The organism is Kitasatospora sp. NA04385 (genome assembly GCF_013364235.1).
Classification (GTDB): Bacteria; Actinomycetota; Actinomycetes; order Streptomycetales; family Streptomycetaceae; genus Kitasatospora.
Genome location: NZ_CP054919.1, coordinates 3,303,801 through 3,316,094 on the forward strand (window position 1 = coordinate 3,303,801; position 12,294 = coordinate 3,316,094).

At 76.5% G+C, this 12,294-nt stretch carries 10 protein-coding genes; 5 read left to right on the forward strand and 5 right to left on the reverse strand.

Going from position 1 to position 12,294, the window contains the following annotated elements:
• Positions 1–33 precede the first annotated feature (33 nt).
• From HUT16_RS14565 to HUT16_RS14575, 3 genes are all read right to left on the reverse strand, one after another.
• Positions 34–1,311, reverse strand: a complete 1,278-nt coding sequence (locus HUT16_RS14565; RefSeq protein ID WP_176188601.1) for an SUKH-4 family immunity protein — start codon at positions 1,309–1,311, stop codon at positions 34–36.
• On the reverse strand, positions 1,308–4,538 hold the full coding sequence (locus HUT16_RS14570; protein ID WP_176188602.1) for a toxin glutamine deamidase domain-containing protein: 3,231 nt from the start codon (positions 4,536–4,538) through the stop codon (positions 1,308–1,310). Before HUT16_RS14570 ends, HUT16_RS14565 begins: the two co-directional genes overlap by 4 nt.
• A gap of 65 nt (positions 4,539–4,603) precedes the next feature.
• The gene (locus tag HUT16_RS14575; RefSeq protein WP_176188603.1) at positions 4,604–4,948 is read right to left on the reverse strand and encodes a WXG100 family type VII secretion target; all 345 of its coding nucleotides are present in this window, start codon (positions 4,946–4,948) and stop codon (positions 4,604–4,606) included.
• 309 nt (positions 4,949–5,257) lie between these two features.
• On the opposite strand from HUT16_RS14575, the gene HUT16_RS14580 reads away from it, so the two are divergent.
• Positions 5,258–6,025, forward strand: a complete 768-nt coding sequence (locus HUT16_RS14580) for a hypothetical protein (RefSeq protein WP_254898306.1) — start codon at positions 5,258–5,260, stop codon at positions 6,023–6,025.
• Positions 6,026–6,055: 30 nt separating this feature from the next.
• Here HUT16_RS14580 and HUT16_RS14585 read toward each other — a convergent pair whose 3' ends face one another.
• On the reverse strand, positions 6,056–7,219 hold the full coding sequence (locus tag HUT16_RS14585) for an NADH-quinone oxidoreductase subunit D (protein WP_176188605.1): 1,164 nt from the start codon (positions 7,217–7,219) through the stop codon (positions 6,056–6,058).
• A 15-nt stretch (positions 7,220–7,234) separates the two neighbouring features.
• The gene (locus HUT16_RS14590) at positions 7,235–8,239 is read right to left on the reverse strand and encodes an SAM-dependent methyltransferase (protein WP_176188606.1); all 1,005 of its coding nucleotides are present in this window, start codon (positions 8,237–8,239) and stop codon (positions 7,235–7,237) included.
• A gap of 114 nt (positions 8,240–8,353) precedes the next feature.
• Between HUT16_RS14590 and HUT16_RS14595 the strand changes: the two genes are divergently transcribed.
• From HUT16_RS14595 to panC, 4 genes are all read left to right on the forward strand, one after another.
• A complete protein-coding gene (locus HUT16_RS14595; protein ID WP_176188607.1) occupies positions 8,354–9,568 on the forward strand; it encodes a sensor histidine kinase in 1,215 nt (404 codons plus the stop codon).
• A gap of 23 nt (positions 9,569–9,591) precedes the next feature.
• Positions 9,592–10,281, forward strand: a complete 690-nt coding sequence (locus HUT16_RS14600) for a response regulator transcription factor (protein WP_176188608.1) — start codon at positions 9,592–9,594, stop codon at positions 10,279–10,281.
• Between the two features lie 106 nt (positions 10,282–10,387).
• A complete protein-coding gene (locus HUT16_RS14605; protein WP_176188609.1) occupies positions 10,388–11,302 on the forward strand; it encodes a Rossmann-like and DUF2520 domain-containing protein in 915 nt (304 codons plus the stop codon).
• Positions 11,302–12,207, forward strand: a complete 906-nt coding sequence (panC, locus tag HUT16_RS14610; RefSeq protein WP_176188610.1) for a pantoate--beta-alanine ligase — start codon at positions 11,302–11,304, stop codon at positions 12,205–12,207. Before HUT16_RS14605 ends, panC begins: the two co-directional genes overlap by 1 nt.
• Positions 12,208–12,294: the final 87 nt, after the last annotated feature.

Here is a 12,294-nt window from a genome sequence, read left to right on the forward strand (position 1 = left end):
CCACGCCGGTGACCGGCGGGGATACGGGAAAGGTCACAGCATCCCGTCCCAGAGCTGCTCGACGACGACCGACCACCAGTTCTCCGGGTCGCGCAGCGCGGTGCGGTCGAGCCCGGCCAGCGCCCACTGGAACTCGGCGACGGCGGGCCCGGCCTGCTCGGGCCGGAGGTCGCGCAGGGCGGGCCGGCGCTCGGCGAGCAGCGCCAGGCAGCGGGTGAACGCGGTGAGGTCGGCGTTGCAGTAGCGGGCCTCGCAGGTGTCGGGGTCGACGGCGCGGACCCGGCCCTGGGCGGTGTCGACGGTGAGCAGCGCCCAGCCGTCGGTGCCGACCAGGCGCTGGCCGAGCAGCGCGGTCCGGGCGGCGGCGGTGGCCCGGCGGCCGCGGCCGAGGGCGGTGAGGTGCTCGGTGAGGTCGGGCAGCGGCGGGGCGGCCTGTTCGGCGATGCCGTCGGCGGTGGGCAGGTGCAGGGTGAAGAAGCCGGGCACCTCGCGCGGCAGGCCGGTGCGCTGGAGCGGGCGGGCGGCGGCCTCGGGCAGGTCGGCGGCGAGCGTCTCGGCCGGTTCGAAGCGGCGCACGCCGTCCGCGCCGAACAGGGCGGCCAGCCGCTTGCCGAGGCCGGTCCCGTCCTCGGGCTGGGCGGGCGGCACCGAGGTCGGGAACGGCACCCGGTTGTAGCCGCTGCGGGTGCGGGCCACCAGGGCCCGCACGGCGGCCGCCCGGTGGTCGTGGCGCGGCCCGTACGGCTGCTCGAACTCCAGCCGGACGCCCGGGAGTTGCTCGGCGACGGCCTGCTCGGAGTAGCTGCCGGGGAGCATCGACAGGCGCAGGTCGGTGCGCAGCGCGACCAGCCGCTCGGCCGGGACGCCCTGCTCGGCGAGCTGCTGCCGGGCGCGCAGGGCCGGGTGCGGCCGGCCGTGCGCGGAGTGGACGGTGAGCGCCTGGAGCCGGTCCTGCTCGTCCCGGTAGCTGAGGGTGGCCCGGGTGCCGGGGCCGGTGACCGGCGGCCGGGACGGGTCGTGGCTGCCGGCGCCGAGCCGGTCGCGGTGCAGCTGCTCGACCACCGGCACCGGGACGGACGGGTAGACGACGAGCTCGCCGGTGGCCCGGTCGACGACGGCGCAGGCCGCGCCGATCTCCTCGGGGGCGCGGCGGGCGCCGGTGAGCGGGTCGGTGAGCAGCGGCGCGGGCTCCGGCCAGAGCACCCAGCCGAGGTCGAACTCGTGGCACCTGACAGGCCGCGCCCCCTCCTGCGGGAGGTCGCCGTTGACCCAGCGGTGGGCGGTGGCGAGGGCCTGCTCGCGGGTGATCATCGGCTGGTGCTCCCGGTGGTGCGGTGGATGGTGAGCCGGGAGCGCGGCGGCACGGGCTCGGCGGCGGGCCCGGGGCGGTCGGCGTCCGGGCCGCCCGCGCCGACCAGGGCCGGTTCGGGCTCGGGCGCCGCCCCGGTCGCGGCGGCGGGGGCGTGCGCCGGGACGGCGACGGTGGCGGGCAGCGGCGCGGTCAGGTCGATCGGCCGGTCGGCGGCGTCCACCGCGATCGCCCACAGGCCGTGGTCGGCCGGGTAGAGCGGGACGGGCGCGGCGTAGCCGGTCTGGTGGTCCAGGTAGCTGAGCACGCCCTTGTGGTTGACGGCGTTCCAGGTGTGCGAGCGGCCGAACGCGTCGACGGTGAGCAGCACCGCGCGGGTGCCGGTGCCGTGGGCGAGCAGGGCCTGGCCGAGCCTGCCGTGGGCGTCGGCGCCGTCGCCGAGGTCGAGGAAGCGGGTGCCGAGTTCGAGTTCGGCGCGGTCGCGGCCGCCGCGCTCGCCGGCCGGGCCGTCGGGCAGCCGGGGCGCGGCGCAGGTCGGCACGCCGCCGAGGGTGTCCACGGCGGACAGCGAGACGTCCACGCAGTTGTTGGCGCGCCCGCTCTCGGCGTGGCCGCCGCCGTTGAGCACCTCGATCCACTCGCCGACCATCGGGTCCGGCTCGGGCACCGGGGTGCGGCGCACCGCCTCGGCCTGGTGCGCCGGGTCGACCGGGCCGAGCCCGCCGGGCAGGCCGTACGGGCGGCTGTCGGCGAGGACGCGCTCGCGCTCCGCGGTCGGCAGCGGGCCGACGGCGCCGCCGCCGCGCCGCCCGTCGGCGATCACCAGCCAGGCCGCGGACGCCTGCCCGGGGTTCACCGGCAGGCCCTGCTCGTCCGTGCCGGACTGGCGCCGGACGTCGGTCAGCGGCTCGTACCCGCGCAGCGGGCCGCCGGGCGACTGCTGGNCGATCCCGCCGCCGCCCGCCGGCGGCACCGGGCCGGTCGCCACCGGGCGGCCGCCGACCGGTTGCTGGCCGACGCCGATCACCGCGGCCGGGCCGCCGGCCGCGCCGGGCGTGCCGACGGCGCCGGAGCGGTGGCGCCCGTGCCCGCCGCGCCTGACACCGGGCCGGTCACCGGGGCAGCCGCACCGGCCGCACCGGGGCGCCGGGAACGCCCGCCGCCGCGCCGGGGCCGCGCCGACCGGCCCGCCCACCGGGCCGGTGACGGGCACCGGGCCGCCGGTCACCGGCATGCCCGTGGGGATGCCGCCGCCGACCGATCCGGCGGAGCCGCCGCCGACCGGGCCGAGCTGGAACGAGGAGCCGCCGGAGGACGAGGAGCCGCCGAAGGAGGAGCCCGGGTCCGCGGCGTGCCGACCGCCGCCGCCACCGGAACCGGAGCCGCCGCCGGACGACCAGATGTCGCCGCTGCTGGACACCGGCGGGGCGCTCGGCGCGGGCGGCGCCGCCACCGAGTCGACGTGCACCGACAGCGGGCCGCGCACCGGCGGGGTGTAGTCGGTGCCGGAGTCCTGGTAGGACCCGCCGGAGGGGCCGCCGTAGGACGGGGCGCCGTACGAGACCGCGGCCTGGACGCCGCCGTACGCGGGGGTGTGCTGCGAGCCGCCGGAGCCGCCCTGGTAACCCCCCTGGTAGCCACCGCCGTTGCCGCGGTGCGCGCCGCCGCCGTCGGCCGGGCCGGGCTGCGGGCCGGCCCCCGGCGCGCTCTGCGCCACCGCGTTCAGCGGGGCGGTGGTCCGCTGGACGGTCTGGTCCAGCACGCCGCCGTCGCCGAGCAGGCCGCCGTCGCCCAGCAGCAGGTGGGAGCCGTCCGGGCCGGTGCCGTGCCCGCCCGCGGCCGAGGGGCCGGTGCCGTTCGGCCAGCCGCCCTGGCCGTTCTGGCCGTGCCCGTGGCCCGGGCCGTTCTGGAACGGCCCGCCGCCCTGCTGCTGCCCGTCCAGGACGGGGACCGGCTTGCCGTCGGGGCCGAGCAGGTCGAGCGGACGGCCGTCCGCGCCGAACTGCACGACCTGCCCGTTCGGGGCGGCCGCCCGGCCCGAGGCGTCGACCGTGACCGGGTGGCCGTCGGTGCCCGCCAGCAGGTGGCCCTTGGAGTCGGCGACCAGGCCGGAGACCGGGTTGCCGTCGGCGCCCAGCATCACCGGGTGCCCGTCGTCGCCGAGTTCGAGCTTGCCGTTGTGGCCGAGCGCGAGCACGATGCCGGTGCCGACCAGCGCGCCGCTCAGGCCGACCAGCAGCGGCTTGCCGTCGGCGCCGAGCAGCGGCTTGCCGTCGGCGCCCATCGCCACGCCGCTGACCGGGACGCCGTCCCCGGTCACCAACTGCTGGGTGCCGTCCTCGCCCTGCTTGACCGTCAGGCCCTCGACGCCCTTGACCCGCTGGCCGTCTTCGCCGAGCAGCACCGGGTTGCCGTGCCGGTCGGTACGCACCGTGCCGTCGGCCTTCAGCTCGGCGTGCAGGCCGGCCACGTCGGCCACCTCCACCGAGCGGGCCACCCCGGCCATCGCCAGCGCCCCGGTGACCTGCCCGGAGCGGGCCGCCATCGAGGACTCCCGGCCCTCGCCGTGCAGGCCCCGCCCGTCGGCCTGCGAGATCCGCTCCAGGGCCACCAGCGGCGGCTCCCCGGACAGCGACTTCGCGGCCTCGCCCATGTCCCGGCCGAGCCGCTCCAGCAGCTGGCCGATCCTCACCTTGGCGTGCTCGACCGCGGCCAGTTCCTCGGCCTCGGCGGTGACCTCCTTGGCCGCGCCGACGACCGCGCCGATCGCGCCGGTCACCAGCCCGCCCACCCCGGTGGTCATCTGCCGGCCGGCCTCGGCGATGTCCGCCTTGGCCGCGGCCTCGGCCGCGTCCGCCGCCCGGATCTTCTCGGTCAGCTCGGTGAGCACCGAGACGATCTCGGACTTCACCTGGTCGGCGACGCCGGCCGCCTTGTCCAGGGCGGTGGCCACCAGGGCGGCGGCCGCCGAGGCGTCGTCCAGCTGGCCGCGCCCGCCGCCGCTGAACTGCCGCCAGTGCTCGGCGAACGCCTCCACCGCGCGGCCCTTGTTCTCGCTCGACACCCGCTGCGCCGAGGCCGCGCCCCGGGCCACCAGGGCGTCCGCCTCCGAGCCGAACTCCCGCCACAGGCCCGCCGCCCGGCGCAGCCCGTCCTCGTCCGCCTGCGGCCACGCGTGGCCGGTCCGCGCCAGCGCGGGGGCGAGTTCCTCCGGCAGGTTCCTGGACACGTGCTCCCCCTTCGGGTGGTACGGCTCGGCGCGCGCAGCCGCCCGCCGCGTGGTCTGACTCCGGTTCAGGCCCGGCCGGTCGCGGTCGGGTGGTTCAGCGAGGGCGCGTCGAAGTCCGCGCTGATGTCCTGATCGGTGCGGTCCAGGTTGTCGGCCATGGTGTGCAGGCCCCGGCCGACCCGGCCCAGCCGCTCGGCCAGCCCCTGCAGCCCGGCCAGCACGCCCTCCCGGGCCTCGCCGTACGCGGTGCCGAACGGCGTGCCGGGCTCGTCCGAGCCCCACGGGGCGCCCAGCCCCGACAGCCCGCTCTCCAGCTGCTTCGCCGCCTTGCCGAACTCGTCCGAGATCTTCTCGAACTCCCGCCCCTCGCCGTGGAGTTCCCACGACCGGATGACGACCTCGTCGCCCATCTGTGCACTCCCCCGTGCAAGGGCGCCCGTGCGCCCGACCTACCGGCTGAGCCATCCTAGGACCACTGCGCCCGCCGCCGACCGGCCTGCGGCCCTTTTCACAGCCGTTTCACCATCACCACCCACCTGAAACGGGCGGAAACCGCGCGGACCGGCACGAACCACCGGCAAAGCCGCGCCGCCGCACCCCGGGCCGCCCCGTCCAGGCCCTACCCTTACCGGGTGGCACCAGCTGACAGCACCAAGAGCAAGAAGACCAAGAAGCCCGCCAAGGGCACCGGGGCCAAGGGTCCGGTCGTCGACCTGGCGATGCCCACCGTCCGCGAGGTCGCCCTCGACTTCCCGCGCGCCTGGGTCGAGTTCACCGATCCCGACGACGAGGACCAGGTGTTCCGCTGCGACCTCACCTGGCTCACCTCCCGCTGGGGCTGCATCTTCGGCAAGGGCTGCCACGGCATCCAGCCCGGCCGCGGCGCCTCCGACGGCTGCTGCACCCTCGGCGCCCACTACTCCGACGAGGAGGACGAGCAGCGCGTCGTCGGGCACGCCGCCCGGCTCACCCCCGACATCTGGGAGCACCACGCCGAGGGCACCGACGCCAAGGGCCGGATCCGCCTCGACGGCGGCATCACCATGTTCGACGAGGACGGCGACCGGCAGACCCGCCGGGTGAACGGCGCCTGCCTGTTCCTCAACAGCCCCGGCTTCCCCGGCGGCGCCGGCTGCGCCCTGCACGTCCTCGCCCTGCGCGAGGGCCTGGAGCCGCTGGAGACCAAGCCGGACGTCTGCTGGCAGCTGCCGGTCCGCCGCACCTACGACTGGATCGACCGCCCCGACGACACCCGCTACCTCCAGGTCTCCATCGGCGAGTACGACCGCCGCGGCTGGGGCCCGGGCGGCCACGACCTGCACTGGTGGTGCACCGGCTCCCCCGAGGCCCACCACGCCCCCGACCCGGTCTACGTCTCCTACCGCCCCGAGCTCACCGAACTCATGGGCCCCGCCGCGTACGAGACCCTCGTCGCCCTCTGCAAGGCCCACGACACCCGGCTGGCCCCGCACCCGGCCGACCAGTAGGAGCACCGGCCGGGGCCCGTCCCCGCCCGCCTACTTGTCGATGTCGCCGACCACGAAGAACATCGACCCCAGGATCGCCACCATGTCCGCCACCAGCGTCCCCGGCAGCAGTTCGGTCAGGGCCTGGATGTTGTTGAAGGACGCCGAGCGCAGCTTGAGCCGCCACGGCGTCTTCTCGCCGCGCGACACTAGGTAGTACCCGTTCAGCCCGAGCGGGTTCTCGGTCCAGGCGTAGGTCTCGCCCTCCGGCGCCTTGAGCACCTTGGGCAGCCGCTGGTTGACCGGCCCGGCGGGCAGCTCCGCGAGCCGGTCGAGGCAGGCGTCGGCGAGGTCGAGGGCGTTGGCGGTCTGCTCCAGCAGGCACTCGAAGCGGGCCAGGCAGTCGCCCTCCTCGCGGACGGACACCTTCAGGACGTCCCGCAGCTCCCCGTACGCGAGGTAGGGCTCGTCCCGGCGCAGGTCGAAGTCGACGCCGCTGGCCCGGGCGATCGGCCCGCTGACCCCGTACGCGTGGACGTGGGCGCGGGAGAGCACGCCGACGCCCGCGGTGCGGCCGCGGAAGATCTCGTTGCCGAGCACCAGGTCCTCGAAGACCGGCAGCTGCCCGCGCACCACGCCGACCGCGCGGCGGACCCGGCCCAGCCAGCCGGCCGGCAGGTCCTCCTTGAGGCCGCCGACCCGGTTGAACATGTAGTGCATCCGGCCGCCGGAGGCCTCCTCCAGCACGTGCTGGAGCTCCTCGCGGCCGTTGAAGGAGTGGAAGATCGGGGTGATGCCGCCCAGCTCCAGCGGGTAGGAGCCGAGGAACATCAGGTGGTTGAGGACGCGGTTGAGCTCGGCCAGCAGCGTGCGCAGCCACACCGCCCGCTCGGGCACCTCCATGCCGAGCATCCGCTCGACGGCCAGCACCACGCCCAGCTCGTTGGCGAACGCGGACAGCCAGTCGTGCCGGTTGGCCAGCATGATGATCTGCCGGTAGTCGCGGGCCTCGAAGAGCTTCTCCGCGCCGCGGTGCATGTAGCCGATCACCGGCTCGGCGCTGGTGATCCGCTCGCCGTCGAGGACCAGCTTCAGGCGCAGCACGCCGTGCGTGGACGGGTGCTGGGGGCCGATGTTGAGCACCATGTCGGTGCTGCCGGGCTCGCCGGGGAGCGTCTGCGCGCCCGGGCCGATGCCGACCGTGGTCTCCGTCATGGCCGTCGCCTCCTTCTACGAGGGGAGAGTCTGCCATCCCGGCAGGCCCGCGAGGTCCTCCGGTACCGGCATGCGGACGGGCTGGACCAGCCAGTGGAACGCCCCGAGCCCGGCCGGATCGGTCAGCTCGGCGGCCTCCCCGGCGCCGGACAGCGCCCGCAGGTACCCGGCCGGGTCGGTGGCGGCCAGCGCCAGCGGCGGGCGGGCGCCGCTGACGCCGAGCGCCCGCAGCGCCTCGCGCTGGGTGGCGAGCAGCGCCGGGTGCCCGGGCACGGCCGCCGCGTCGAGGGCGACGTGCGCGGTCAGGTCGCACGAGCCGTCCGGGACGGGGGCGCACCCGCGGCCGTCCCGGAACCCGGTCAGGGTGCCGAACGGCGGCCGGGCGGCCCGCAGGTGCCCGTAGTCGGCGGCCACCGCCAGGCCCCGCTCCAGGGCGCCGACCGCCGCGGCCCAGGCGGCGTCCCGGGGGCCGCCCAGCTCGACCCGCTCGCCGTCCGGCCACCAGCGCCGGGCCCAGGCGGCGTCCGCCGCGCCCAGCGGGCCCCCGGGCCGCTCGCTCCCGTCCGGCGCGACCTCGATGTACCGCAGCCGCCCGTCCGCGCCGCGCTCGGCCACCTCCAGCGGGACGTTGTCCAGCCACTCGTTGGCGAACAGCAGGCCCGCGACGCCCGACGGGAGCTCGGCCGACCAGTGCACCGGACCGGGCAGCCCGGCCGGGCGGTCGGCCAGCTCCACCGCCCGGAAGTCCACCCGCTCGCGCAGCCCGGCGGGCAGCAGGGCGCGCACCGCCAGGGTGAGTTCGCCGCGCCCGGCGCCGACGTCGACGAAGGCCAGCCGCTCCGGCCGGCCGAGCGCCGCGTCGACGCCCGCCAGCAGCCGGGCCACCGCCCCGGCGAACAGCGCGGAGGCGTGCACGGAGGTGCGGAAGTGCCCGGCGGGGCCCTCGGGCCGGCGGTAGAAGCCGCCGTCCGGCCGGTACAGGGCGTGTTCGATCGCGGGCCGCCACCGCATCCATGTCATGGCGGACGACGTTACCGGGACGACCCGGTCTCCACCCTGGGGAGTAGCGGGGACGGCTCCGGATCGCCCTCGCGGCGGAGCAGAACGGCCGTCCGGACTCCCTAGGCTGGAGGCGTGCATCGACTCAACGCCTGGCTCCGCCGACACCCCGTGGTCGTCGACTCCGCCTGGGCGCTGCTGGTGCTGATGCTCGGCGTGCTCGCGGCGGTCGAGTCGACCGGCATGCCGGACGACCCGATGCCCTCCTGGAAGCACTACGCCGGCATCGCGGTCGCCTTCCTGCTGCCCGCCCTGATGGTGGTGCGCCGCCGCCGGCCGGACGCCACCACGGCGGCGGCCGTCGCGCTCGGCCTCGGCCAGGTGGTGGCGGGCGTCGAACCCAACGCCTCCAGCATCGCGTACCTGGTGTTCGGCTACACCGGCGCCGCGTTCGGCCGCGCCTGGACGTCCCGGCTGGCGCTGGCCGCCAGCCTGGCCGCCGGGCCGCTGACGCTGTGGCGGCTGACCCCGGCCTCCGAGCGCGGCGACAGCACCGCCAAGGTGCTGTTCCTGGCCGCCCTGATGACCACCCCGTTCGTGCTGTGCTGGGCCTGGGGCCGGCTGACCCGGGTCCGCCGCGCCTACCTGGTCGAGCTGGAGGACCGGGCGGCCCGGCTGGAGCGCGAGCGCGACGCCCAGGCCCAGGTCGCGGTCGCCGCCGAACGCGCCAGGATCGCCCGCGAGCTGCACGACGTGGTCGCGCACAACGTCTCGGTGATGATCGTCCAGGCCGACGGCGCCGCCTACGTGCTGGACTCCTCCCCGCAGCAGACCAAGGAGGCCCTGGGCACCATCGCCTCCACCGGCCGCCAGGCCCTCGCCGAGATGCGCCGCCTGCTCGGCGTGCTGCGCACCTCCGACACCGCCGGCGAGTACGTGCCGCAGCCCGGCGTCGAGGAGCTCCCCGACCTGCTGGAGCAGGTCCGCACGGCCGGCCTGCCGGTCGACTTCGCCACCACCGGCGAAGCCCGCGAACTGCCCCGCGGCCTGGAGCTGACGGTCTACCGGATCGTCCAGGAGGCCCTCACCAACGTCCGCAAGCACGGCGGCCCCGACGCCCGGGCCAAGGTCGCCTTCGACTTCCGCGACGGCGAGCTGGAGGTGCTGGTCGAGGACGACGGCCGCGGCTCCACCCGCGAACAGCTCTCCGGCGGCACCGACGGGCTCGGCCACGGCCTGATCGGCATGCGCGAACGCGTCGGCATGGTCGGCGGCAGCCTGGACGTCGGCCCCCGGCCCGGCGGCGGCTTCCGGATCCGGGCCGTCCTGCCCCTCAAAGCGTCCAGATGAACCAGATGAAGGAGAGCCGACCGATGCCGATCCGCGTGATGCTGGTCGACGACCAGGAACTGCTGCGCACCGGGTTCCGGATGGTCCTGCAGTCGCAGGGTGACATCGAGATCGCCGCCGAGGCCGGCGACGGCCAGCAGGCCCTCGACGTGCTGCGCACCGCGGAGGTCGACGTCATCCTGATGGACGTCCGGATGCCCCGGCTCGACGGCGTCCAGGCCACCCGCCGGATCTGCCTCGACGACCACGGCACCCCGCTCGAACACGCCCCCCGGGTGCTCATCCTGACCACCTTCGACCTGGACGAGTACGCCTTCGCCGCGCTCAAGGCGGGCGCCTCCGGCTTCCTGCTCAAGGACGTGCCGCCCGTCGAGCTGGTCGCGGCGATCCGCTCGGTGCACGGCGGCGACGCGGTGGTCGCCCCCACCACCACCCGCCGCATGATCGACCGCTTCGCCGAGGTGCTCCCCACCCCGGCCGGCACCCCCGGCTCCCCCGTCCTGGCGCCCCTGACCGAGCGCGAGCGCGAGGTCTTCCTGCTCGTCGCCCAGGGCCTCTCCAACGGCGAGATCGCCGCCCGCCTGGTCCTCTCCGAGGCCACCGTCAAGACCCACGTCGGCCGCATCCTCGCCAAGCTGGGCCTGCGCGACCGCGTCCAGGCCGTGGTCCTCGCCTACGAGAACGGCCTCGTCCGGGCCGGCGAGACCCCCTGACGGTCGCGGGCCCCGCACCCCGTCCGCCCTCGGCGCCGACGCGGGCGGCAAACCCCCGTACCATTGACCGGTACGTCTGGTACCCCTAGAGGACTGGAACGGAAGAGTGCTGCCCGACTTCGGAGACCCCTCCGACCCCGGTAACCGCCCCGCCCGGCTCGCCGTCGGTGTCGTCGGCGCGGGCCGGGTCGGCCCCGCCCTGGGCGCCGCCCTGCAGCTCGCGGGCCACCGCGTGGTCGCCGCGTCCGGCGTCTCCGCCACGTCCCGCCGCCGCGCCGAGAACCTGCTGCCCGGGGTGCGCCTGGTGACGCCCCCGCAGGTGATGGCGGCCGCGGACCTGGTGCTGCTGACCGTCCCGGACGACGCCCTGCCCGACCTCGTGCAGGGCCTGGCCGCGACCGGCGCCGTCCGTCCCGGCCAGCTCCTGGTGCACGCCTCCGGCGCGCACGGCGTGGCCGTCCTGGAGCCCGCCGCCCGGGCCGGGGCGCTGCCGCTGGCGCTGCACCCGGCGATGACCTTCACCGGCACCCCGGTGGACGTGGCCCGGCTGGCCGGCTGCCCGTTCGGGGTGACCGCGCCCGAGGAGCTGCGGCCGGTCGCCGAGGCGCTGGTGGTGGAGATGGGCGGCGAGCCGTCCTGGATCCCGGAGGAGGTCCGGCCGCTCTACCACACGGCGCTCGCGCACGGCGCGAACCACCTGGTCACGCTGGTCGCGCAGGCGATGGAGCTGCTGCGCACGGCCGGCGTCGCCGAGCCCGGCCAGATGCTCGGCCCGCTGCTGGGCGCGGCCCTGGACAACGCGCTGCGCTCGGGCGACCTGGCGCTGACCGGCCCGGTGGCCCGCGGCGACGTCGGGACGGTGCGCACGCACCTGGGCCGACTCGCTACGGTGACCCCGGACATCGGCCAGGCCTACCGGGCGATGGCGAGGGCGACCGCGCAGCGCGCGGTGGCCAACGGCACGTTGAAGCCGGAGCCGGCGGCGGCGCTGCTGGACGTACTGAACGAGGAGAAGCACTGATGGCACGCGACAGGCGCCCGGCGAAGGCCCCGAAGGCGGCGAAGGTCCGCAAGGCGGTGCTGACCCGCACCGTGGACGAGTTCGAGGCGGCGTTCTGGCCGGACGAGCAGCCGGTGGACAACGCCGTGGTGATGACCATGGGCGCGCTGCACGAGGGCCACGCGGCGCTGGTCCGGGCGGCCCGCCGCCAGGTCGGCCAGGACGGCCGGGTGGCGGTGACGGTCTTCGTGAACCCGCTGCAGTTCGGCGCCGGCGAGGACCTGGACCGCTACCCGCGCTCGCTGGAGGCGGACGTCGCGCTCGCCGAGGAGATGGGCGCGGACGTGGTGTTCGCCCCGTCCGTGGACGAGATGTACCCGAACGGCGAGCCGCTGGTCCGGATCTCCGCGGGCCCGATGGGCGAGGGCTTCGAGGGCGCGTCCCGCCCGGGCCACTTCGACGGGATGCTGACCGTCGTCGCCAAGCTGCTGCACATCACCGACCCGGACTTCGCGGTGTTCGGCGAGAAGGACGCCCAGCAGCTGGCGATCGTCCGCCGGATGGTGGCCGACCTGGACTTCGACGTGGAGGTGGTCGGCGTCCCGACCGTCCGCGAGGAGGACGGCCTCGCGCTCTCCTCCCGCAACCGCTTCCTCTCCGAGGCCGAGCGCACCCGGGCGCTCGCGCTCTCCCGCGCCCTGTTCGCCGGCCGGGACGCCGGCGCGCAGGGCCCGAAGGCCGTCCGCGAGGCGGCCGCCGCCGTGCTGGAGGGCGCGGACGGCATCTCCCCCGACTACCTGGCCCTGATCGATCCGCTGTCCTTCACCGAGGCGCCGGACGACTTCCAGGGCGAGGCGGTGCTCGCCGTCGCGGCCCGGGTCGGCTCGACCCGGCTGATCGACAACGTGAGCGTCATCGTCCGCTAGCCCGGACACCCCGGGGCGGTCGGCCTCCCGAGGGCCCGCCCGCCCCGTCCCTTCCCGGTACGCACCACCAGGCATGCACTCACAGGA